This window comes from Mycobacterium sp. JS623 (assembly GCF_000328565.1).
Lineage (GTDB): Bacteria > Actinomycetota > Actinomycetes > Mycobacteriales > Mycobacteriaceae > Mycobacterium.
In genome coordinates this window covers 3,951,033-3,975,498 of the sequence record NC_019966.1, presented here as the reverse complement: position 1 = coordinate 3,975,498, position 24,466 = coordinate 3,951,033, and the positions used below count along the sequence as shown (strand labels likewise).

17 protein-coding genes are annotated in these 24,466 nt (G+C 61.4%); 12 read left to right on the top strand and 5 right to left on the bottom strand.

All coding sequences use genetic code 11. The annotated features are described in order from the left end of the window. The first annotated feature begins 112 nt into the window (after positions 1 to 112). From mobF to MYCSM_RS19445, 5 genes are all read left to right on the top strand, one after another. Positions 113 to 2,905, top strand: a complete 2,793-nt coding sequence (gene mobF, locus MYCSM_RS19465) for a MobF family relaxase (RefSeq protein ID WP_041312421.1) — start codon at positions 113 to 115, stop codon at positions 2,903 to 2,905. A 313-nt stretch (positions 2,906 to 3,218) separates the two neighbouring features. Further along, a complete protein-coding gene (locus tag MYCSM_RS19460; protein WP_015307877.1) occupies positions 3,219 to 4,709 on the top strand; it encodes an arylsulfatase in 1,491 nt (496 codons plus the stop codon). A gap of 910 nt (positions 4,710 to 5,619) precedes the next feature. Continuing rightward, on the top strand, positions 5,620 to 6,819 hold the full coding sequence (locus tag MYCSM_RS19455; RefSeq protein ID WP_015307876.1) for an IS110 family transposase: 1,200 nt from the start codon (positions 5,620 to 5,622) through the stop codon (positions 6,817 to 6,819). A 385-nt stretch (positions 6,820 to 7,204) separates the two neighbouring features. Further along, positions 7,205 to 8,017 carry a rhomboid-like protein gene (locus MYCSM_RS19450; protein ID WP_157681359.1) on the top strand — a complete coding sequence of 271 codons (813 nt, stop codon included), beginning with the start codon at positions 7,205 to 7,207 and terminating at the stop codon, positions 8,015 to 8,017. Between the two features lie 398 nt (positions 8,018 to 8,415). Next, the gene (locus MYCSM_RS19445; RefSeq protein WP_015307874.1) at positions 8,416 to 9,555 is read left to right on the top strand and encodes a class I SAM-dependent methyltransferase; all 1,140 of its coding nucleotides are present in this window, start codon (positions 8,416 to 8,418) and stop codon (positions 9,553 to 9,555) included. Between the two features lie 4 nt (positions 9,556 to 9,559). Here MYCSM_RS19445 and MYCSM_RS19440 read toward each other — a convergent pair whose 3' ends face one another. After that, positions 9,560 to 10,330 carry a hypothetical protein gene (locus MYCSM_RS19440; protein ID WP_015307873.1) on the bottom strand — a complete coding sequence of 257 codons (771 nt, stop codon included), beginning with the start codon at positions 10,328 to 10,330 and terminating at the stop codon, positions 9,560 to 9,562. 1,604 nt (positions 10,331 to 11,934) lie between these two features. On the opposite strand from MYCSM_RS19440, the gene MYCSM_RS19435 reads away from it, so the two are divergent. The 5 genes from MYCSM_RS19435 (at position 11,935) to MYCSM_RS36100 (ending at position 18,255) form a co-directional block, all read left to right on the top strand. Beyond that, positions 11,935 to 12,321 (top strand): hypothetical protein, encoded by a 387-nt coding sequence (locus tag MYCSM_RS19435; RefSeq protein WP_015307872.1) that lies wholly within the window; start codon positions 11,935 to 11,937, stop codon positions 12,319 to 12,321. Positions 12,322 to 12,356: 35 nt separating this feature from the next. Beyond that, positions 12,357 to 13,640, top strand: a complete 1,284-nt coding sequence (locus MYCSM_RS19430; RefSeq protein WP_015307871.1) for a nucleotide sugar dehydrogenase — start codon at positions 12,357 to 12,359, stop codon at positions 13,638 to 13,640. A gap of 175 nt (positions 13,641 to 13,815) precedes the next feature. Then, complete coding sequence (locus MYCSM_RS19425) at positions 13,816 to 15,273, top strand: glycosyltransferase family 2 protein (protein ID WP_015307869.1); 1,458 nt, start codon at positions 13,816 to 13,818, stop codon at positions 15,271 to 15,273. After that, the gene (locus MYCSM_RS36105) at positions 15,171 to 16,814 is read left to right on the top strand and encodes a polysaccharide deacetylase family protein (protein WP_335337493.1); all 1,644 of its coding nucleotides are present in this window, start codon (positions 15,171 to 15,173) and stop codon (positions 16,812 to 16,814) included. Before MYCSM_RS19425 ends, MYCSM_RS36105 begins: the two co-directional genes overlap by 103 nt. A gap of 7 nt (positions 16,815 to 16,821) precedes the next feature. Further along, entirely contained in the window at positions 16,822 to 18,255 is a 1,434-nt protein-coding gene (locus MYCSM_RS36100) for a polysaccharide deacetylase family protein (protein ID WP_015307867.1), read from the top strand. 1,232 nt (positions 18,256 to 19,487) lie between these two features. On the opposite strand, the gene MYCSM_RS19415 is transcribed toward MYCSM_RS36100, so the two are convergent. The 4 genes from MYCSM_RS19415 to MYCSM_RS19400 form a co-directional block, all read right to left on the bottom strand. Next, complete coding sequence (locus MYCSM_RS19415) at positions 19,488 to 20,165, bottom strand: DNA-binding response regulator (protein WP_015307865.1); 678 nt, start codon at positions 20,163 to 20,165, stop codon at positions 19,488 to 19,490. 503 nt (positions 20,166 to 20,668) lie between these two features. After that, on the bottom strand, positions 20,669 to 20,824 hold the full coding sequence (locus tag MYCSM_RS37275; protein WP_015307863.1) for a hypothetical protein: 156 nt from the start codon (positions 20,822 to 20,824) through the stop codon (positions 20,669 to 20,671). 315 nt (positions 20,825 to 21,139) lie between these two features. After that, positions 21,140 to 22,033 (bottom strand): L,D-transpeptidase, encoded by an 894-nt coding sequence (locus MYCSM_RS19405; protein WP_015307862.1) that lies wholly within the window; start codon positions 22,031 to 22,033, stop codon positions 21,140 to 21,142. A gap of 68 nt (positions 22,034 to 22,101) precedes the next feature. Beyond that, positions 22,102 to 22,407 carry a DUF732 domain-containing protein gene (locus tag MYCSM_RS19400; RefSeq protein ID WP_015307861.1) on the bottom strand — a complete coding sequence of 102 codons (306 nt, stop codon included), beginning with the start codon at positions 22,405 to 22,407 and terminating at the stop codon, positions 22,102 to 22,104. A 127-nt stretch (positions 22,408 to 22,534) separates the two neighbouring features. Here MYCSM_RS19400 and MYCSM_RS19395 point away from each other — a divergent pair, with 127 nt between their 5' ends. Both MYCSM_RS19395 and MYCSM_RS19390 read left to right on the top strand, forming a co-directional pair. Continuing rightward, positions 22,535 to 23,875, top strand: coding sequence for a serine/threonine-protein kinase (locus MYCSM_RS19395; RefSeq protein WP_015307860.1), 1,341 nt, complete (start codon positions 22,535 to 22,537; stop codon positions 23,873 to 23,875). A gap of 183 nt (positions 23,876 to 24,058) precedes the next feature. After that, entirely contained in the window at positions 24,059 to 24,409 is a 351-nt protein-coding gene (locus MYCSM_RS19390; protein WP_015307859.1) for a hypothetical protein, read from the top strand. Positions 24,410 to 24,466: the final 57 nt, after the last annotated feature.

Here is a 24,466-nt window from a genome sequence, read left to right as displayed (position 1 = left end):
CAAATTTCCGTCTGGCACATTTGCACAAGGGTGCGAGAATGGTTGTGGCACAGCACGTGCCGCAACCTCGGAGCCGGTTCCGCTGCGCCGCAATGACCATGGGTGGACCAGTTTGTTGACGATCTCCAAGCTCAAGCGGTGGTCGATCAACTACTACATCGACACCGCCCGGACTGCCGAGTCCGCGAGCCGTGATCTCGTGCGGGCGACCGGCGGGCTGGGGGAGTACTACTCGGAGCGCGAAACTCGCACCCCGACGTGGCTGCTGGCCGGCGACACCCGCAGTGTCGCAAACCTGGTCGGCCTTAGCGATCTGCAACGGCCCGGCGGAGAAGCCGACGCGAAGGTGGTGGCGCGCTGGCTCGACGACGGCATCGCACCCAACGGGCTACGGGGTCGGGCGTTCGGTGATCGTGGGGTGCACGGATTCGATCTGATGTTCGGCGCTCCCAAGAGTGTGTCGTTGGTGCGGGCGCTGCGCGCCGATGACGTGGTGGCCAAGGCGATCGCCGACGCCCACACCACCGCGCTATCGGAGGCGATGGAGTACCTGGTCGCCCACGCCGGCTACACCCGCGTGCACAACCCACAGACCGGTGAGAAGGATTTGGTGCGGTTGCCCGGTTTGACGGCGATCGCCTATCAGCATGAGACGTCGCGGTGCGGGGACCCGCACCTGCACACCCACGTCATCGTCCCGAACCGTCAGGCGCGCGCCGACGGGGCCATGGTGTCGATCGACGCGACGTCGTTGTTTCACGAAGCTCGCGCGGCTGGGGTGATCTATCAGGCCACTCTGCGCCGCGAACTGCACCGTTCTCTCGGGCTCGAGTGGGCGCCGGTCGATCCGTCGACCGGGATGGCCGAGCTGGCCGGCGTGACCCGCGAGATGATCACCGCGTGGTCGCGGCGCTCCACCCAGTTGCGGGAGTGGGCCGCCCACCACCTCGAGGTTGTCGAGGGTGGCGCGTTGTCGGCCGCGCAGCTGGCGGCCGCGCAGAAAGCCACGCGCCCGGCCAAGCCCGAAGAGCTGGCGTGGGCGCAGTTGGTGGCGCAGTGGCGCGGCGATGAGCGCGGCCTGGCGCTGGACCGCGCATCTTTCGAGGCGGCGCGCGCGGCGCGGCGCGCCGCCGCGCGCGCCCCGTTTGATCGGGCGCGCATCGCCGCGGCGGCCGAGACGATCGACAAGGCCGCGTTCACCCGCGCCGACCTGGTGGAGATCGTCGCCGCGCAAGTCCCCGTTGACACTGAGCGCGCCCCGCGTGAGCTGGTCGAAGCCGCCGTCGACCAGATCAGTGTGCGGTTGACCGCGCCGCGGGGCGCGCATCAGCGCGAGGGCCATGAGCGCTTCACCCTCGACGCCATCCTCGCCGAAGAAGCCGCGGTGCTTGATGTGGTCGAGGCGCGCGAGAACCGCGCACTGCTGCAGATCCGAGACGAAGACACCGCGCACCTCTCGCCGGATCAAAAGCGCGCCGTAGAAAACATCGGAGGCTCACCCTGGTTAGTGCAACCGCTGACCGCGCCCGCGGGCGCGGGCAAGACCACCTCGATGCGCGCCCTGCGCGCGGCGGTGCACCGCCGTTTCCACGGCACCGTGTTCGTGCTGGCGCCCACTGGTAAGGCCGTCGATGTCGCGGTCCGCGAAGGCGCCGGCGACCAGGGCTACACCATTGCCAAGGCGTTGCAGCTGTTGCGCGACAACCAGTTAGTCCTCGGCCCGCACACGCTGGTCATCGTCGACGAAGCCGCGATGGTCGGCACCGCCGACCTGCGCCAACTGCTCACTGCCACCGTGAAAGCCGGTGCCAAGACCGTGCTGGTGGGCGATCAGCATCAGCTCGCCCCGGTCAAGGCGCGCGGCGGCATGTTCGCCCAACTCTGCACTGAACTGCCGTGGACCCAGCACCTCTCCGAGGTCTGGCGGATGTCCGATGCCGAGGAACGCGCCTCCTCACTGGCGCAGCGCAACGGAGGGCCGGCCTCGGTGCGCCGCGCGATCGGCTGGTACCGCACCCATGACCGGTTGCACTGCGGGGATCAGATCGCCATGGCCGCCGACGCGCTGGCCGCCTACCAAGCCGACACCGACGCCGGCAAAGACGCGCTGCTGATATGTGACACCATCGAAATGGCCGACGCGCTCAACCAACGTCTGCACCACGACATCATCGCCGCCGACGCACCGACGGTTGCCGGGGCGCGCGGGCATCGCCTCGGCGTTGGGGATCTCATTCTCACTCGCCGCAACGATGTCTCGGTTCCGCTGCGCAACGACGCGGATCGCTCGGCCGAGCAGAGCCCGGTGCGCAACGGGCAGCGTTGGCAGGTGATCCACATCAACACCGAGACCAGCCGCCTGGCCGCCCGCCGCCTCGACGACAACACCCTTGCGGTCTTCGACGGTGACTATGTGCGCGAGCACATCACCCACGGATACGCGGTCACCGTGCACTCGGCCCAAGGCGTCACCGCCGACACCACCCACGCCATCCTCAGCGACAGCGCCAGCCGCGCATTGGCCTACGTCGCGATGACGCGAGGTCGCCACGCCAACACCGCCTACCTCTACGAGCGCCGGCCAGAACACCAGGTCAAAGGAACCACCGAGGAGCGGCATGTACTGACGCGCGGTAGCCGGCAGCATGCGGGGACCTTGCTTCGCGCGATCCTCGCCAACGACGAGCAGACGACGACCGCCCATCACGTCGCCGCCACCGCGGCAGACTCGGCACTGCCTGCTCGCGTCCGCGACGCTATCCAGGACCACGACACCGCACGCCGACATCGCAGACTGGAGTACGCGCGCTGGCGCACCGCGGTCACGCTCGAGAAAGTAGCGAGCACAGCCAGCACTCGCGGCCTGAACCTCGACAGAGCGAACGACATCGGGCTCGAGCTATAGCCTGACGGCGACGGGGTGTTCGGGCGCCATTCGCGGGCGAGCAGCTGGCCACTGCGAGTAGGCCAGCGGCCGCGCCACCCATGCGATCACGCCGCGTCGGTACCGCAAGCCATCGTGCCGCGGTCCATTTGCATAGATCCGCCGCGCGGCCTGATGCCTTTGATTTCGGTCGTGTGAGCGGGCTGTCGAAGTTCATCGTTGCGTTGCCAAACAGGTCTAGCATCCGGAGGGCGGGCGCCCTCGACTAGGCATTAGTGGCGGCCGTGTCCGGCCCGCATTGCGCTCCCGGACTTCGGCGGCGAAAGGCCTTGCGGTGAGCGATAAACCGAACATTCTGATCATCTGGGGCGATGACATCGGCATGACCAACCTGAGCTGCTACAGCGACGGGGTGATGGGGTATCGCACCCGCAACATCGACCGGATCGCCGAGGAGGGCGTGCGGTTCACCGACTACTACGGGGAACAGAGCTGCACCGCCGGGAGGGCGGCCTTCATCACCGGCCAGAACCCGTACCGCACCGGCCTAACCAAGGTGGGTCTGCCCGGCGCCAAACTGGGCTTGCAGCCGCAGGACCCGACCATCGCGACGGCACTGAAGGCGCAGGGGTATGCGACCGGGCAGTTCGGCAAGAACCATCTGGGCGACCGCGACGAGTTCCTGCCCACGATGCACGGCTTTGATGAGTTCTTCGGCAATCTGTATCACCTCAACGCCGAAGAGGAACCCGAGCTACCCGACTATCCGACAGACCCAGCCTTCCGGGAGAAGTACGGGCCGCGCGGTGTCCTGCACACCTGGGCCAATCCCGACGGCACCCAGCGCATCGAGGACACCGGCCCGCTGACCAAGAAGCGGATGGAGACCTGCGACGAAGAGTTCCGCGACGCCGCAGTGGACTTCATCCGTCACCAACACGACGCTGGCACACCGTTCTTTGTGTGGTTCAACTCCACGCACATGCACTTCCGCACGCACACCAAGCCGGAGAGCATTGGTCGCGCCGGGCGCTGGCAGTCTCCGTATCACGACACGATGCTCGACCACGACGACGTCGTGGGCAGCCTGCTTGACGTGCTCGACGATCTCGGCATCGCCGACAACACGATCGTCATGTATTCCACCGACAACGGTCCGCACATGAACTCATGGCCCGACGGCGCCATGACGCCCTACCGCAACGAGAAGAACTCAAACTGGGAGGGCGCATACCGAGTCCCGGCAGTGGTGCGCTGGCCAGCGCGCATCCCCGCAGGCACCGTGCTCAATGGCATCATCAGCCACAACGACTGGTTCGTCACATTGCTATCAGCGGCGGGCGTCCCCGACATCGCCGAGAAGCTGCGCGCTGGAACGGATCTGAGCGGCACCACCTACAAGGTCCACCTCGACGGCCACGACCAACTGGCCTACATCACCGGCGAGACCGACGAGAGCCCGCGCCAACACTTCTTCTACGTCAACGACGATGGCGATCTCACGGCACTGCGGTTCGACAACTGGAAACTCGTGTTCCTCGAGCAACGCTGCACAGGCACCCTGCGGATCTGGTACGAGCCGTTCACCGAACTACGCGTCCCGAAGCTGTTCAACCTGCGAACCGACCCATATGAGCGGGCCGACGTCACGTCGAACACCTACTGGGACTGGATCTTCGACCACATTTTCTTGTTCGTTCCGGCCCAAGACTACGTCGCCCAGATGCTGCAGACCTTCGTCGAGTTCCCGCCAAGGCAGAAGCCGGCCAGCTTCAACCTCGACCAGGTGATGGTCAAACTGCAGGAAGGCGCCAAGGGCGACTAACAACATCGCCCGCCAACACCTTGCCGACCTCTGGCCGCGATGCTGTTGGCTGGCACGACCCAATCGCGAGGGGTGGGGGTTCCCCCGACGCGACCCGAGCCGCGCCTCGCACCGCCAGCGCCCGCTCTCTTCCGGCGGGCAGAAGGAGGTGCCGTCGGCAATCCGTCCGCAGTAGTTCCGACAACGCTCGCCACTAGCCAACGTCGTCAACCTATTGACCTGCTAGTACTTAAGATGCCCAACGCCGTCAACCGTGACAACCGCCCAAGTCGTCTCGTTCCCATCGACTAGGTCATGGCCTGGAAGGCTGCGGTACGCAAGTAAGTACGCCTTACCCGATTGATCATTGGTGGTTATGCACGAATTGCACATCGAATGCTGCACTTCAAAGTGTCTTTTCCATCGACAATCGTCGATGCTCACCGATGGCCGACTGCTTCCATATGACCAGGTCACGGTCGTTCGGGACGAAGAGGTCAACGATTTCGCAGTCCGCGGCTGGGACGGGGCGGTCTCGCGGCAGGCGCCAACGGTTCCGAGCCCTTCGCTCCAAAGAGTCCGCACGGCTTCAAAACGCCTCAGCAAACGGTCACGAAAAGCTTCGGGCGCAAACAGTTCAGGGTGGACGTTGTCACAACATTGTCACATTGATGCTGTTAGAGCTCGAATGGCTGGGCTGATGATGGTCCTGCCAGTCGGCCATCGGTGGTGACTCGCGTTGTCACTGGCGCCCAGTGGGTTGTCTATCAGTTGATCTGTCCCATCGGTGGCCGACTGGCAGCTCGAGGGGCCCGGCAGGGCGGACATGACTTAATCAGGAGCCTGGCCGTTCCTCATCAATGTGTTGTCTGCACGCCCCGCCGGGTGTCGCCATCTGTCAGCGATCACCATCAGAAGGGACACCACCATCGTGACAGCATCACCGCGCGTCGTCATCGGCGCAGACACCCATCTGGACACCGTCCACCTCGCCGTCATCACCGACTCCGGAAAGACGTTGGCAGACAATGAGTTCCCGACGAGTCCGGCCGGCTACCATGACGCGCTGGAATGGGCGCGCAGCTTCGGCGCCATCGCGATCGCCGGCGTGGAAGGGACGTCGAGTTACGGCGCGGGACTGACCCGGGTTCTGCAGGCCGCCGGCGTCGAGGTCGCCGAGGTCAGCCGCCCGGACCGCGCTGCCCGACGCCGTCAAGGCAAGTCCGATCCGTTGGACGCCTACGCCGCCGCGCGAGCTGCACTGGCTGGTTATGGCATCGCCGTGCCCAAAGACGCCAGCACCGCGGCGCTGCGAGCTCTGTTGAGTGCACGACGCAGCGCCGTCAAGGCGCACACCGCGGCGACCAACCAGATCAAGGCTCTGCTGGTGACCGGACCCGCCGAGCTTCGCGAGCGCTACCGCCACCACAGCACCCCCGCCTTGATCGGCGCCTTGGCCCGGTGCCGACCCGCCGCTCACCGCGACCCGACCACCATCGCGGTGTTGACCGCGGCCAAATCGCTCGCACAACGCGCGGCCTTCCTCGAAGAGCAGAAGCAGGAGTTGACCGACCATCTCGAACTCCTTGTCCGACAGATCAATCCGGCACTGCGCGCCGCCTACGGTGTCGGTACCGACACCGCCGCCCAACTGCTGGTGACCGCCGGCACCAACCCCCACCGGTTCCGCAACGAGTCGTCCTTCGCCGCGCTGTGCGGGGCGGCCCCGGTGCCGGCCTCGTCGGGCAAGATCACCCGCCACCGGCTGTCACGTGGTGGTGACCGAGCTGCCAACAACGCCCTGTACCGAATCGCACTGGTCCGTATGTCCGCACACCGGCAGACCCGCGACTACGTCGAGCGTCAGATGGCCAAGGGGCGCACCAAGAGGGAGATCCTGCGTCTCCTTAAACGGGCCATCGCCCGCGAAGTCTTCAGACTGCTGACCCGCCCCGTTCCAGTCGACGACTACGGCGACCTGCGGCCCGCCCGGCAAGCCAAAAACCTCACGCTAGCCACGGTGGCCACCCACTTCGGCGTTCCGATCATCACCATCTCGCGGCTGGAACGCGGATGCCAACGCAACGACACCCTCGTCAACGACTACCGCCAGTGGCTCACCGCCGCTTGACTTCTAACAGCAATAGGAGCATCAAGCGGTGCGAATCGGGTGGGTTGGCGGGAGACGGCTTGAGACCCTTTTGCGCTGGTCGCGGTGCTACGAAAGCCATTGCAACACACTGCAATTCGGCCAATGTCCGACTGGGGGTCGAGTGGTCGCAGGTTCAAAATCCTGTCAGCCCGACCTGTCAGCCCGACCATAAGAAGCACGCGTTGAACTGCAGCGATTCGCTGTCACCTGCCGCAGATTCCTGGGCCTGCAGGACCAGCCGCGACGGCCCAGGCGTCTACGGGTTTGGGCGGCCTGTCTAGCGTTTGAGGACGCTGGAAGATCTTTCGCGGAATTGCCATGTACGACTTACGGCGGTAACAGGCCGTTGGCATGGTCGACCATTGTGTCGCGATTGTTGTCGGGGCTGGTGTTGGTGCGCGTGACCGCGGCCTACTCGGTGATGCTGATACTCGTCGCCGCGGCGTTGGTGGTGTTGGGCCCGCAGGCGCAGTGCCGTGTGATCGATCAGTTGAGCACCAATTTGCATAACCTCGCGCGCGGGCCTGTGGGCACGTTGATCGGCAGTGCCTTCGTCACTGGCGACGATCGCGTCTACGTCTGGCTGCCGGGGCTGGCATGCCTGCTGGCTCTGGGCGAATTGCTCTGGCGCGGGAAAGGTGTCGTCGTCGCGTTCACGGTCGGCCATGTCGGGGCGACCCTGATCATCGCCGCCGTGCTGGCCACCGCGATCGTAGCGGGCTGGCTACCGGCTTCGATCGCTGGTGCCAGCGACGTCGGGATCAGCTACGGCGCCGCGGCGGTACTGGGCACCCTCACCGCCGCCATACCTACGTGGTGGCGGTTGGCCTGGGTGTGTTTTTGGCTGGTCAACGCCGTCCTCGTCGCGACATCCGCGGGCGGTTTCGACTTCACCGCCGTCGGGCACGTGGTTGCTTTGGCCCTGGGCATCCTGCTGTCCACCCGGTTTCGCTTGCTGGGGTCGCACTGGACACCGTTGCGCCTGGTGCTACTGGCCAGCGCGGTCGCCTTTGGGTACAACTCATTGATCGGGTTCTCGGTGGTAGGCACTCCGGTTGTCGGACTGGCCACAGCCCTGATCGCGCTCGCTGCGCGCGCGGCGGCGCACCGATGGAGAAGTCGCGAGCGGTCGCGATCCGTTGCGCCGCCTGATCGTTCCGGCGCGCTCGCCGTCTAGCTGGTTGAGACTCTCTAGTGCTCGGCATCGCCGACAACATGCTCGCGGGGGTTCACGCCAAAGCCGAGTGCTTTGTCCCGGCAGCCCGGACACCGACTGATCCCCCACATCCAACGCCGCATGGCTCCTGACTCGGGGATCAAAACTACCCAGATTGCTGAGTGAAGCACCGTCCGACCATGCCGACGGGTGCCGAGGATCGCGGCTTGCGTGCCATTGCATCCATAGCCCTCGGGCCTCGTTCGACCCCGTCCGAGAGCCGGCAAACGCGGCGTACCCTACATACCGCTATCGCATTGCGTCAGCAGGTCGGTTCAATCTTTGAGTGTGGTCGACCGGTGCCAGCTACGGTTCGAGGGCCGAAGGCTTCAACAACTCTCTCGAAGGGCACGAAACCGATGTCGACCAGAACCCAAATTGCCGAAGGTGTCCTACTGGCCGCCGATTTGCCCGACGTGGAATCAGCGACTCGCGTAAAGGAGATCGGCCCGGATGCGGTGGCCGAGGTATTGCTCGCCGAGGTGGCCAGTCGCGCGTCTCTGCTCAACGGCCCGAGCGATGAGTTCGTGATTCAGTGTGATCTGGGCTTCGGCGGTGAGCGACTGGGCTATCTCCTCACGGTCGGCGATGGCGCTCCGTCCTCCGAAAAGGGTTGGGACGGCAACGCTGCTGTGACGATCCGTCAGGATCTGGTGGACCTACTGCGTGAACTCTTCGGTCCGATGGGGCCGTACGGCGCCACTCGCGAAATCTCCGCGACCGAATACGTGAACTCGGAATATTCCGCGGCAATCGCCGCCGCGATGTGGCCGATCGTCGGCGCGATGACACAACGCCCGAAAGATTTGTCCGAACTCGCGGCATGGTTTGGTTCGGATAAGTGGGGCGGGCGCTGGTATACGCCGCATTACCAGAAGCACTTTGAGCCCTACCGGGAGCTACCGGTGAAGGTCCTTGAAATCGGAATCGGCGGCTACGACGCGATCGACGCCGGAGGAGAATCGCTGCGCATGTGGAAGCACTACTTCCGGCGCGGCCTGATCTTCGGACTAGACATCTTTGAGAAGACTGGTGTTGAAGAGAGCCGTCTGCGGGTCGTGCAAGGGGACCAAGGCGACGAGGTATTCCTTGACTCGCTGGGGCGCGAACTGGGACCGTTCGACATCATCATCGATGACGGCAGCCATATGAGCCACCACATCCTGGCCTCGTTCAATGCCCTATTCCAACACGTGAAACCGGGTGGCATCTACGTGGTGGAAGACCTCGCGACTGCCTACTGGCCGGCCTGGGGTGGCGCCACTGATCCCTCGGCTCAATACAAGGCGATCGAGTTCATCAAGAACTTGCTCGACGGTCTGCACCATTCCGAGCAGATTCGAAACGGCGACGATCAGCCCTCAATGACCGAGGCGACAGTCACCGGTGTGCACGTGTACCACAACCTTGCCCTCATCGAGAAGGGACTCAACACCGAACAAGGCGGTCCGGAGTGGCTGAAGAGGTACGACCACACAGGCGCGTACACCGAGGCATGAACGGCTAGCACGCCGATTCGTAGGTCTGTATCGAGGACAAGTCGTGGATCATCCACACGTTGGGTTCGAGGTAGGTGGCGTGATCAGCCTCGCGGTCCACTGCAAGAGGTGACAGCCCGCCCGGAAAAACATAATCGCCCGACTCGGGAAACGTCATCTTGAGCCACGATTCCCATTCCGGGACTGTTCCATCGATGCGGTATGAGGCCGGCGCGGGTGGCCCCATACGGGCCCCCATGCGTTCGTGCAGCCGCAGCCATGGATCAAACAGTGACCCGTCCTCGCGGCGCCAAGCCATGTACCGCTCGATCGGCGTGATCGGATAACGGTCCTTCCACGTCGGCCGGACCGGCGCGATCATCTGCGTTAAGCCGTGCTGCGCCGCGATGGTTCCCATAGTCTTCAGAATGTCGGCCGCGAGGCCAGTTCCGCGACCGTCCGTCGGAATCTCGGCCGCGATGGCGCACAGCGTGTTGACCGGCTGACCAGTCTCCTGCCGGGTCAAGGCGTCGGCAATGGTGGCGTCGAAACCAGCGGGTAACCCCTCCGGCGTGCCGTCCCACCAACATGGCACCGTGTGCGCGTCGGCGATGACCTCCCCGGTTTCGGAATCGCACATCGCGAACTGGAATTGCGGCAGATCATCGGACAAGCGCTCCCACGACAGGAGATAGGTCTCGCCATGAAGGTTGAACTCCGGCCAAATCTCGCCGTCCGGAATTGACTGATCCTTCAGCTCCGGCTGCTCCGCCAGCGTTATCGCTATGTGGGCCATGCGCGTACGGTACCTGCACACGGCATATGTGAACGGACTTCTCGCGAAGCGACGCGCGTCGCCGGAGCTCACCCCCGGCAACCGACCAAAACCACAGTTGTGCCAAGAGTGTGCCAAGCCGCGCAGATACGGCCCGACAAGCGCCGGACCGTACGGACATGGAATAGGGTCTGACCTGGCCATATCGTTGCGCTGTGGCATCCCGTGAAACGCAAAATACGGGCCGGCAGGCATTTACACACCAACGGTCGAGTTCGGATGCACGCGCCAGCCGAGTAGTCGAACCGCGGCAGTGCAGGGTCCCCAGCGGTTACCGATTATTCACCGGCAATGACTGGGAATCCGTGGGAAACGCTACGCCGGTGCCGGAGCGCGCACTGAACTAAATCCGTTGCGGCACAGGATAAAACACGTACAGATTGGCATTGCTGCGAACGGCGTTCTGGTAATCCGTTGGTCGCGGGTTCGAGCCCCGCCCGCCCCACTTCAGAGGCTATTTTTCAAGATCACTTTCTTGGTCTCATCGGTTTTTCATCGTTAACGCGGACGGTGCGGGCCAGCAGGTCGGCGACCTGGGTGAGGATGCGGCCGCGGCTCATGTAGCGATCTTGGGTCATGCGGACGTTGCTGACCGAGTGACCGGCGCACTGAAGACCGCGAAGGCGCGGCGCGCCGTGAGTTCGGTCGTTCCGGTGAACTGGTGCACCTCCGTCAAGTAGTTCGACTGCATTCTTGACCGGGACGGCGGCGTGCTGATGGGCTTCGAGACGAGCTCGGCCTACACCGCTTCGGGAACGTTTGCATGCAGATTTCGCGATGGCCGCACCAATTGCGAGCGATCGCGCCGCGCGGTCCTCGCGCAGAGCCCGAGATGTCATCCGACATAGGACTCGTTCCTCTATGGTCTGGGGCTCCTGATGCGTGTCGCACTACATGTGAAGGTCTGAGTCAGACTAGAAGCAATTCATCCGAACGGATGAATTCTGGCTACTCGATGGCAAGCGGAGCCCCCTTCAAGGTAGCTTTGTGTAGCCGGGGGGAAGCCGGTGGGGAAAACAGTTATTATTCGGAGGGGGAGCCTTCGTGTTGAGTTGCCGTATGCGCCTAGAGCAAATGCGGGGCAGGTGGAAATCGAGCTATTTCGTGTCGGAAGGACTTGCACGGTCCATCCCGCGAAACAGGCGACCGCGTGTGGTAAATACCTTCACGCACCCTAGAGCCTTTAGCGGTTTGTTCAGATCGCCTCCTATCCGCGATCGGTCGGGCGACCGAGGTCACGGCAGCGTGTCGGAGATGAATGGCGATGTTCGCAAGGTGCATGCTTTGCCGCTAAAGTTGGCGGCCCGCGCACATCAGCGCCGAGAAGATCTCCGGTTCAGCACTTCAGAGGCTGATGGCGGAGTTCTAGCACCAACGAGATTTGGCGACTATGACCGGGGTAGCTCTTACTCGGCCTAGGCAAATCAGCCCATATTCGGACAAAGCCAAATTATGGCTAACACCGCTTAAGTTAATTCTTTTCTGCGTCTTTAGGATCGGCGTCACAGCGAACCTGGCATGCAGTATTCAATTTGTAATTTTCTAGCAGTAAAGGCTTATTAACCATGACCATTGAAACTGTTAAGGCACGCGTCGTCGCGGATAAAGATGGATCGGGCCGTGATGGCGCGATCGTGCATCCGGGGGCTGCAGTCATCGCGTGCAAGGATGTCCAGGCTGCCGAAATTGAGCAGAATCTGCCCACGGCCGAACGCGTGGCTAAAGTAGTTTCTGGCTTGTCGGCTATCGGCTTCGCGTCCACCGCTCTGGAGCGGGCGGGATGGCAAACCAACATCGTCGGAAACCGGATCACGGTCGACGCAGACGTGATAGCCCAGTTCCTGCCCGCGGCTGTTAGCGCGCATGGCAACAGGGTGGCGGCTCGATGGATGGTCTTTTCAATGACCGACGCGGGTCCCATCTGGGTTGTGGGAACGGAGTGCCCGCGTTGACGAATGAGTCTCTCGAACGAACCTCGAGCCAGGCGATGGCGCAGCCGGTCGGGGGCGGCCTCCGCAATCAGCGGATAGCCGTCGTTGGTTTGGGTTATGTGGGACTACCGACTGCTCTGTCGTTCGCGGACCAGGGCGCCGAGATCATCGGTTGTGACGTCAGTGAAGGGCGCTTGACCGACATCAAGTCCGGCCGCGTGGATTTGCTGGATCGTGATAGAGCGCGCTTGGCGCGACATCTCCGAGGCGAACAGTTCAAATTGACAACCGAGCCGTCAGCCATCTCCTCCGCTGACGCCATCGTTATATGCGTCCCAACCCCGATAGATGCACACCAGACTCCCGATCTGACGGCTCTATCGGCCGCGTGCGATGGCGTCGTGAACAATGCCCGACCAGGCCAGACGGTTGTCTTAACTTCAACTACCTACGTTGGATGCACTCGCGACCTCCTTGTGAGATCCCTTCAAGCGAGCGGTCTCAAGGTTGGGGATGACATCTTCGTTGCGTTTAGCCCGGAGCGCATCGACCCAGGTGTGGCAACCCACGCTCCTGAGACCACTCCACGCGTCGTCGGCGGGCTCACCAGTACTTGTACCAGTCGGGCGGTCGACATCTTGCGCCACACAGCGAGCGCAATGCACCGCGTGTCGAGCCCGGAAGCTGCCGAGATGACGAAGCTTCTCGAAAACAGCTTTCGAGCAGTCAATATCGCAATGGCCAACGAATTCTGCAGCGCAGCCGAAGAACTGAATGTCGACATCGTGGAAGTCATCCGTGCTGCGGCCACGAAGCCATATGGATTCATGCCGTTCTATCCGGGCGCGGGTGCTGGTGGGCATTGCATTCCATGCGATCCCCACTATCTGCTGTGGCAGCTGCGTGCTCGGCGAATAAGTTCCCCGCTTATGCAGACGGCCATGACCGCAATCGTGACTAGACCTCGTGAGGTCGTTGCACAGGCACGAAGGATGCTTGGCGAATCCGGATGTAGAACAAGGGGAGCCCGCGTGCTGATCCTAGGGGTGACTTACAAACCAGGTGTGGCTGACACACGGGAATCGCCTGCCCTGGAGATCCTCGACCAGCTCGCTTCGGCCGGTGCTCGCGTTGCCTACTCCGATCCTCTCATTGACTACTTGGAAACCCCATACGCCGGATGCCTTTCGAGCGAGCGGAACCCGGAAGCGATGGAATGGGACCTGGTTGTTATCCATACCTTGCATGCAACGGAGGACTACGAGTGGTTAATTGGCCGTGCCTCGGTCCTCGACACAACTTACCGAATAGGCGACTTGATCGGCCGCCGCCTCGGTTGACCACAATCAAGACCCTAATAGAGGAAGAATTTGATGGGACACACCTCTATGGTGGCCGCTTCCCAACTCGGCGGGACTGGGCTACTCGATTGGATCATTGGCACCGGCTTCTCCGTTGTGGTGTTAGGGGTGCCGTGTTTTCGACTGCTAGCGATATGGCGCGGCTGGATGTCTGATGACTAGGCAGCTAATCCGCGCAGTTGTGTCAGCAATCGCGATTGGCGTGTTGGTGTCTGTGACGGTGCTTGTGCATCATCAAACGAACGACCTGATACTCCTTGCCTATTGGTATGTTGGCGCAACGGTAATGTCAGTGTGCCTAGTCGCATTTGTCGTTGGGCGCAGGTATACCTCAAAGCCGATCGCTCCCGGTCGTGTGCTCTGCATCGTGCCGAGCTACAACGAGGATCCTGCTGGCCTGCACGCGACCGTGAAAGCGCTACTGGCGCAAACAATCCCAGTCGACATCGTCGTGATTGACGACGGTTCATACATACCGGTCGCCGCGACAGTGGACCACCCAAGGGTAACCTGGCTACGGCAGGAGAACATCGGCAAACGTGGTGCACAGGTTAATGTGTTGCGAAGATTCACTCGTGACGATTACCAGTTCATACTGACCGTCGACTCGGACTCTGAACCGTATCCGGATGCCTGCGAACACCTCCTCCGTGCGATGTCAGATCCGCGTATTCAGGCGGCGACCGGCATGATCTATATCCGCAACTACAAATCCAATTGGGTAACTCTTGCCGCGGATATCGATATCGGGACATCATGCGTAATAATGCGCGCATCTCGCTCGATGCTTGGCGCACTTGAGACCACCTCCGGTGCGCTCGCTCTGTATAGGAGCGAACTCCTGTATGACCATCTCGATGCTTACGCGGTGGAGTGTGGGACCGGCGATGACCGGTGGCTGGCGTTGCGTGCCCTCCGTCGCGGAGAGGTAGTCGCTGTCGCCGAAGCCGGCGTTGAAACTGATATGCCTTCGACGTTTCGTGGAACTTATCGCCAGCGGCTTCGGTGGGCCAGGTCCTGGTGGTGGATGCTGCCATACGTCTTTCGCCACTTGACGATAAAAAAACTGTTAAGCCCGCTTTACGGCCTTACACAGCTCATCATCACGCCCGCTATGACTGGATATATCATTTTTCAGACCGCTATCTCCTTAGGTAGCCGTTACTCGGGAAATGGTCGCGTGCTAGTCGCATACATCGGCGCCTACCTGATCGTTCGATACGCTGGCTCCGCGCTCTATCTCATCGGCCGCCCAAGACTGGCAATGAACGACAAGCTGCGGTGCTGGATCGTTGGGACGCCCGGCGCAATCATCCTCAACGCATTCCTATTGATACCGATTCGCTACGTCGCGCTGGGAAAGCTCTTCGATAATCGCTGGCGCACGCGCGAGATCGATTCGCGTCTGATTTCCTCCGAACAATGTGCCGCTGGCGGAGTGGTCCTGCCGCGCGCTGGGCTGCGGTTGATCCGTGGAGGGCTCGAGAAAGCTGGTGAAAATCAGCCGCAATGTCACGGCCTGTACGAAGGACATTCCACCCACGGAGAAGCGCCAATTCGCGAGATGAATTACGCCGCCAGCCAACCCGTCTATCAGGAGAGGACGCTGTGAGGTATATCCGCAATCGCGGGTGTCGGGGAATGCACGCTGAGGGTATCAACTCACGCCAGCGGACGCGACCTGACGCATGGACCGCAGTAATCTTTGGAGCACTCATTCTCATACTCTCCGGCCAACTGGGCGGCTCTTTTGTAGCCGCGGCCAGCCCTCCACCTGGTCGGAGCGGTGCCACCGTTGTGTCTCTGACCTTCGATGACGGGTATGCATCGCAGGCACTCGCGGAAACAATTATGGCTACACACCACATGAACGGGACCTTCTACATCCCAAGCGGATTCGTTGGAGTCCCGGGGCGAATGACCCTCGACCAGATTAAGGCAATCCAGGATGCCGGCAATGAGATTGGCGGACATACCGTTAACCACCTGCATTTACCCGCGTTACAGCCTGCGGAACAAGCGCGACAGGTCTGTGATGACCGCGTTGCGTTGAGTCGTGATGGCCTGAAAATAACGTCATTCGCGTACCCGTTCGCAGCACTGGATGCGATTACAAAGCAGATCGTAGCGAGATGTGGGTATAACAGTGCGCGATCCGAAGACGGGCTGTTTACAGCGGACGAATGCAGTGGTAGTGATTGTGCCTTCGCCGAAACGATGCCTCCTGCAGACCGGTATTCCGTTCGGACCGCTACGCCCGTCATACCCCCAACAAGAGTCGCAGCGATCGAACGACAAATCACCGATGCGCGCATGCATGGCGGAGGCTGGGTACCTATCGTCTTTCATGAGGTTTGCGATCGATGTTCAAATCTCGCAATCTCAGTGAAGGACTTTGCCGTGCTGCTGGACTGGATCCAGTCCGAGTCGGGAAACGGCGTCACTGTCGCCACCGTTCAGCAAGTAGTAAATGGTGACGTGCAGAACCTAGTAACTGGGCCCGTTAACCCGAAGCGCCCCGATGGACAGTTGATCAATGCTTCCCTAGAAGTGGCTACCTCCCCTACCGATACACATCAGGCGTCAGCAGAGGACGAAAGCGAGTGCTGGCAGCGAGCTGGTTATGGGACAAACTCCAGCACCTGGGCCAGGGTCGAGTCGGCGCACTCAGGAGGATGGGCCGAACAGGTCTCTATAGGGTCCATCGCCTCGGGAGATCAGAAGCTGGTCGTCCAGCAGGACACGGGCTCTTGTTCGCCAGAGGTAAAGCAGGGCCAGTCGTACAGCTTGAGCGCCTGGTACACCTCGACGGCACCAGTCCGGTTTGTCGTTTACTATCGGGATGCGCAGGGCCGCTGGGTGTTCTGGACACAGTCGCCTGAGATGCCGCCCTCGGCTGAATGGATACAGTCTTCTTGGCAACCTCCGCCCATCCCAGCCGACGCCAAAAGGCTAAGTTTCGGCCTGCAGATCGCCAGCACGGGAACACTCACGATAGACGACTATGGCATGACGCTGCTGCCGCCGCCGCTGCCCATCTGGAAGTTCACCGGCGTCGCGCTAGTGCTTATCGTGGTGTTCCCCACCATTGGCTATGTCGGATGGCTACGGATCAAACCACTATTAAAGAGAAACTCGAGCGGAAGTGCGTGAAGCTGAAATGAGAAAACATCGCAGAACTCGTAAGGGGGGCGGCAGCCTTCCTAAGTTCGGGAGCGCACTGCGAACGCACCTGTTTTCAAGCCGGCCACGAATGCTCCTGACATATTCTATTGCGCTACTGCTGGCGTGCACGCTTGGCGCAGTAACCGTCTTCTCGGTGCATAGTGAAAAGCCCGATCCAGGACGTGCGCCCGGCGCCCTCAAGAACGGTTCAACGGTGGTAAGTTTGACGTTCGACGATGCCTTCGTTTCGCAGATGAATGCGAAAGAACTATTGGCTAGGCATTCAATGCACGGCACCTTTTTTATCCCCAGCGGATTCATTGGCAGCGAGGGTCGTTTGACGCTGGATCAGATCAAGGCTATTCAAGACGCTGGCCACGAAATAGGTGGGCACACCGTGAACCACCTCCACCTACCCGTTCTCGACCCTGCCGAGCAAGCACGCCAGATTTGCGACGATCGTGTCGCGCTCAATAGCGAAGGATTAAATGTTCGATCATTCGCGTATCCCTACGCTGTCTCAGATTTAAGGACAGAGCAAATCGTTAAAGACTGTGGATACAATAGCGCGCGTTCGGAGAGTGGTCTATTCCGCGGCGGCGCGTGCGACACATGCGATTTCGCAGAGACGGTGCCTCCAGCGAACCCCTATTCGATTCGGACGAGCACCCCAGTTATAAATACGACAAAACTTGCGTCAATTGAACGCGAGATAATTGATGCACGTAATCATGGCGGGGGGTGGCTGCCAGTTGTCTTCCATGACGTGTGCGACGGATGCTCAAGTATGGCTATTTCAACGTCAGACTTCGATGCGCTTTTGGAATGGCTCGAGTCGCAGGCGGCGAACGGCATTACCGTTGCGACCATCGATCAGGTAATTGGGGGACCCGCAAAGGGTGTAGTTGCCGGACCAGTCGATCAGCGTCCGGATGGGCAATTGGTTAACTCGTCCTTGGAAATCCCGGATCCTAACGGTGACCCCAACATCAGGGCTCAGTGTTGGCAGCGTTCTGGGTATGGCGATAATACCAGCACATGGAGCCGAGTAGAGTCGGCTCATTCGGGTGGTTGGGCCGAGCAGGTCACAATGGGCTCATGGGAATCGGGTGATCAAAAGCTGATCGTTGAGGAAGACAGCGGTGCGTGTTCTCCTGCGGTGAAACCTGGTCAGACCTACACGATGAGCGCTTGGTATAAGTCGACGGCGGAAACCAAATTTGTCGTTTTTTTCCGAAATTCACAGGGGCGGTGGAAATTTTGGACTGAATCGCCCCAAGCCGATCCAAGTCAGGACTGGACACAATTTTCCTGGCAAACTCCGCCTATCCCGGACGGTGCGACCCGGTTGAGCTTCGGATTGCAATTGGCACGTGTTGGTACGTTAAGTATCGATGATTATGGGATGGCACTTGACTCGCCGACATAGTCTCAGTGGTCCCGAGCATCTAAAAGTCTATTTGTCGTGCGAGACACTAATAGAAGGCCAACAAACAGCAGTACGCGGAAGAACAGCTCGATATATGCACTCGTCCATGCCAACCTCAGCAGACCAGCCGGCGTCGATTCGACGCGCCATGTTGGCGGTCCTGGGCGTAGCTATGCTTGTCTGCACTGCATGTGCTACTCCGCAGGCAAAGGGCGTGCCAAGTCTGCCCTTTGGGCCATTATTCATTGGAGGATGGGGTCTGACCACCTCGGATCTTGTCCATTCCGCCTCAGAGGTCGGCGTGAATTACGCACTGCTCTATGGGCCGCCCCCGGAAGCATCTAGCCCGCAAGGCCAAGCCCTCCTGCAGGCAAATATCCGCGTAATAAGTGCCGAAGTATCTGACCATGTGTCGCAGTATGAATGTTCTAGGACTGCGACGGTCGCACCGAAACCAGCGGGATCTCCGGCTGAGAGCTACTGCTCGTCCGATGTCGAATACTCGAAGTCGCAGTTGCGCGATGATGTGGAAGCGATTGCACGAAGAGATCGAACCAATCCATTAGTGGCTGGGTACTGGATTCTTGACGACACTCCTGACTGGGACTACGGCAGTCTGAAGCCCGTCCTCAATGAGTTAAAACCCTTGATTCCGGTTGATCGCCCGACTATCTGTGGCTTTAGTGCAGGCCTAGGCCCAGATGGTACTGACTCCTGGAACCCGGGCCGAGCGGAAAATTTCAGTGCTACCGCATGCGATGTGGTGGCACCCTACGTCTATGCCGATTCTAGAAACGAAACCGATCTTCCGCTGAGCGGTGTTGACTGGGCGATGACTGGACTACTTCCCAAGATTAAGGCAAGCCTCTCGGACAACGGTTGGGATCAAAGTCGCCAGCCCTTACTGGGCGTTGCTCAAGCGTTCGGTGGTCGAAGAGCCAAAAATGGCGCAATAACTGACGCGCCCAGCCCTTCCGACATGGCTGCGCAGGCCCGAGGCTTCTGCAGTATGGGAGCCTCAGGCGTCGCCTGGTTCGCATGGAGCATCACCACAAATTACCCATCGGCCCAGACCCCGGCGAATAATTCAGCTCTGCGGGATGGGGTTCGTGAAGGAGCGAAAGCGTGCCTCAGAACGTGAGTGAACCGACCTTGTATATCACTCGCATTCGCCAGGACAGTTCGGAGCATCTAGAACAATCAAACAGACCGATTGCCGGACTTTACAGTCTTTAAATGTCCTCCGCGGCCAGGGCGCCATCTTGTATGGCGCGTGCAATGAGCGCCCCTTTCGTTGGCGCTGGCCGGCCGATCGCTGCATACTTCGCTCTGATCCGCTGCAGGTGGCTCGCAACTGTGGACGGTTCGATAAAAAACTGCTTAGCTACCGCTTCCTTGCTCTCCGTTCGGAACCACGCAATAAGTATGTCGCGTTCCCGTTGCGTGAGGTTGGGCCTGCCCTTCGTCTTGTCATTCAGGAGCGCCTTCGCCGTGCGGGGCGGTATATATGGCGTGTCGGAGCGTGCGGAGTAGATAGCTTCGCATAAGTGATTCGCGCGCTCAGATTTCGCCACATAGGTTACCGCTCCAGCATCAAGGCTTGTAAGAATCACTTCGTCGGAGACTAAGGAGGAGTAGACAATGACTCGATGGCCGGCGCGGCAGAGGGTACGAAGCGCGTCGAAATCCGGACTGCGCCCCTCGTATTGAAGTGCGAACAGCACGACGTCTACGTCAGGTGTCGCCGACGGATGAGATTTCATAAAATCCGCTGGAGCGGCGTAGTTACCGACGACCTTGATTGGCGGTACTGCGCCGGTCAACCAGGCGCCGATCCCTGCATGGACCACGTCTTGACCATCAATTATCACCACCGACAGCGTTGATCCGTCGTCGCCAAACGTTGACACTCCCTACCCCCAGTTGGCTATCCCCCAGCTATTACCCGTATAACAAAGATTTACTGAGTCGTCAATGACGTTGTTGTGGATCCTCGACATTGCTGAAACTGCACAACGCTCTAAGGCGATCCTCTGGCCAGGCGACTAAGACATATCATCCGAAGTCTAAGGTTTGCTGCAATCCCGTTCTTGTGCTGTTAATCACCGGGATCCTGTCTCCAGCGGGCGTTCGGTGGTTGCGCTCGTGGCTCCTGGCAAAGATGGGAACTCGGCCGCCGAAGGTGCGAGCCGAGCGGTCGATCATCGCATCTGGTGCTTCCCCGTGCTGGTGCAGCAGCGTCACGTACAGCCCAAGCCGAATCTGAGCCCGGGTCCTGAATTCTTGCACTTCTGAGTATCCGGTCGGCTTGATCGTGGGTTGCCGGATGGGCCGTGTGAACGGTTCGCGCATGGCCATGTAGTGCCTGCACCATTCCAGCCACTCGACCGCTGCAGCCCGTTCCTCGCGCCGGCTATGTGCTCGGTCGGTCGGCCATTTCAGCCAGGAGGGGCCGTAGGCGTGCAGCCAGCTCCCGTTCTTCGAGGTCGGCATCCTTGCGTTCGGTGTCGACCAGCGCCCAGCGCTCGAAGGTTGTCGTCAGGTCTGGCAGCCGCGCCTCTAAGCGCACCTTCTTTATCTCCGGCCCTGCGATCTTCGACGAGTACTACTGTTGGTATCCAGTGCGCAGAGCCTCGTTGGGCCCCCGCCATCGTTTACAACCCGCGCCGTCCAAAATATGTGGTCTAACCGGGGGCATTTTCGTCATCCCTTTTTCACCCTGTATGACCGGGATTCGACCGGAATCAGCACTTATTCGTTGAGAACGGAGGCACGCCGAATCCATTGTGGCACTAGGAATTAACGGGATCTCAGGCGATTCGGTGAGATCGGCCAAACCGAATCCGTTGGTCGCGGGTTCGAGCCCCGCCCGCCCCACGCGAAGCTACAACTGCCAGTCGTTCGAGCCATCGTGGCGCGAGTAGGTACCGCCGCTTGAGTTCTTCACCACGATGGGGTCACCGGCGCCGAAGTTGTCGAAGAACCACTTGGCATTGGCCGGGCTGATGTTGATACAGCCATGGCTGACGTCGCGCTTGCCCTGGTCATCCACTGACCAGGGGGCACTGTGGACGAAGTCGCCGCTGTCGTCGAACCGAACGGCCAGTTCCACCGTCGTCTTGTATCCGTACGTCGAGTTGACCGGAACGCCGTAGGTCGAGGAGTCCATCACTACCGAGGGCATCTTCTCTTGGACGTAGTATGTGCCGTTCGGGGTTTGGTGGCCGCCGGCAGACATCCCCATCGACATTGGAATTGTCTTCTCCACGTTGCCATTTCGGGTAACGGTCAACTGGTGCGTGGCGTCATCGGCCGTGGCGACCAATGCATCTCCTGTCTGGAAGCCGGACACCGTGCCACCCGCGTCGACGGTCACCGCGGTATGCGCGGGCCAGAAGGTCAGCGGGCGCCAGCGCAGCTGGGTGGGCGACATCCAGTAGAACTTGCCGGGAACGGGCGGGACCGAAGAGACGTGCACAGCGCTTTCGGCTGCTGCGGAGTCATCGACGAGCCCAGGGAAGTTGATGATGATCGGTTGCGCCACACCCACAGTCGCGCCGTTGGCAGGGACAAAACGCGGCGGCCCGAATGGCGCCTCGCCGGTGAACGGTGTCGGGTCCTGCCCCGCCGCGGGCCCCGCGACCCCCGGATCACCAGGAGCCGGATCCGCCAGCGCAGTACCCGTACCCAGCACCCAGCCCAATATCAAGGCGATCCCGGCTGCCTTCAGAGCGGCGAAAAGACTCGAGCCCGACATATAGATCCCTTTCAGTCGCATCGCGGAAACAGTCTCACATTGACGCGGTTGCGGCCGAAACCGGCGCTTCATCCATAGCCAAGCCCGCGTCAGGTCGTGGCAGCGCGTTCCGGGCAGAAGTAGATCTGGGCACCGGCAATGATGTAGTTCGACAGGTTCTCGTTCTTGGTCGCGAGGTCCAACTTCTGCGCGACCGTCTCCAGATCGACGCCGCGTGCTTTTTGCGCACATGCGTCTCGGGCCAGGGCGGTGAGTGGGGCGCAATCCCCGGTGAATCCCACGCCGACCATGCTTCGGCAGAAGTCGCTCTCGGGGGTCGCGGCGGCGCCCGGCGCACCAAGGAGTGCGCCGACTATCGCCGCCACCAGCAACGTGATTCTCGCAAGCATGGTCATATTGAGTCCGTCCTATCGCTGCTTACCCACTTGGGGCCAGCGGCACGCAAGGAACGTCGCTTTTTGAGATAGGAGCGTTACCGACGAGCGACCGTTAAGCAGGAACCAACATCGATAGGATCCCGATATGTCGTTAGTAGCCGGCCAGACATTCGCCGGGTACACGATTCTGGAACAGCTGGGTTCAGGCGCGATGGGCGAGGTCTATCTTGCTGAGCATCCGCGGTTGCCGCGCCGCGACGCCCTGAAGGTCCTCGCACAACAGGTATCGGATGATCCGACGTATCGCGAACGCTTCAACCGCGAAGCCCAGAACGCCGCCACCCTGTCGCACCCGAACATCGTCGCCATTTATGACCGCGGCGAGTACGACGGCCAGTTGTGGATCTCGATGGCCTACGTCGAGGGCACCGATGCCGGCCGCTTGTCGCAGGAGCGATACCGCAAGGGCATGCCGCCCGACGAAGTCGTGCGGATCATCGCCGCGGTCGCCGACGCACTCGACTACGCCCACCAACGCCAGTTGCTTCATCGCGACGTCAAGCCCGCCAACATCCTTCTCGCCGAGTTGGATTCCGGCGGCTGGCGAGCAATGCTCGCCGATTTCGGCATCGCGCGGCGGGTCGACGACTCCAGCTCACTGACGCAGACGAACATGGCGGTCGGCACCGTCGCCTACGCGGCGCCCGAACAGCTGCTGGGTCTGACACTCGACGGCCGCGCCGACCAATACTCGCTTGCTGCAACAGCTTTCGAACTGTTGACCGGAACGCACCTGTACCTGGATCCCAATCCCGCCGTCGTGATCAGTCAGCATGTTTCTGCGCCGCCGCCTGAGATCGCCGAACGCAAGCCCGAGCTTTCCGGCCTGGGCCGAGTGCTGTCCAAGGCTCTCGCCAAGTCACCCGACGACCGCTACGACACGTGCATGGATTTCGCCAATGCGCTTGCCCGGCACCTTGACGTCGCGATCGACGGTGTCGGAGCCAACGACGCGACGTTGGACGCCGTCGCCGTCGCGCGCCTTCGCAACAAAACCGAATCGAAGAGTCGCAAGCGGTGGCTGGTGATCGCTTCCGCGATCGTGGCCGCGCTCGTGATCGTCGGCGCCGTCGCAGCCGCCGTCCTCACCGGCCGTCACCAAAACCACGCCGCCCCGTCCCCAAGTCCGATGGCCCCAGCGGTCCCCGTGGTGCTTGTCGGCGCCGACTGCGCAGTGCTCGGGGCGGCCGGCGTCACCGAGACCGGCCAGAAGGCGTACTGCGCGCGTCTGCCGTCGACGGGGGACACCATGTGGTCGGTGGTCTCCGGTGTGGTCCCGACGCCGACCGTCAGCAAGGCGCCAACCGATCCGGTCTACCCGGCGGGCATTGAACAACAGGTCGAGGTTTGTATCCAGCAGACCGGACAAACACGCCTCGAGTGCCGCGAGGACATCCGACGGGGAAATCTGTCCGGACCCCCGTAGGCCGCGCTTGGCGGATTCTTGACGCCGCGGGTCGAACTAGCGCCTTACCCCGCGGATAGGAAAGTCTTCCCCTCTCGGCAGTGGATTCTGGCTTGTGGGCGATTACGCGGGGGGCCGCTGACCAGCAGTATTTCTCTCAACAACAACAAGCACCCACGCCAAACATCCCGAGAGGAATCAACGATGACCACTTCCACCCCCCGCAAGCTGACCGGCCTCAAGTACGCAGTGACGGTCCTCGGCGCCTTCGGCATCCTCGCCGTCGCCCCGGCGACCGCCTTCGCCGTCGACAACAACCCGACCCCCGACTCCGGCGGGTGCACCTACACCGACGCCGACGGCTACGACATCCCGATCGACGACGGCCAGGACGTGTTCGTCGACGGCAAGATCGTCAGCTGCCGCGGCGGCAAGATCGTGATCACCACGGCGCCGCAGCGCGCCGGCAACGCGGGCACCGTCGGCGGTGTCAACACCGGCGGCAAGAAGCCGATCCTCAACCGCCAGGTCCCCGTCCTCGTCGCACAACCCTGACACCTATCGGACTTTCGGCCCGCCACTCGCCCTCCCGGGTGGCGGGCCGAGTCGTAT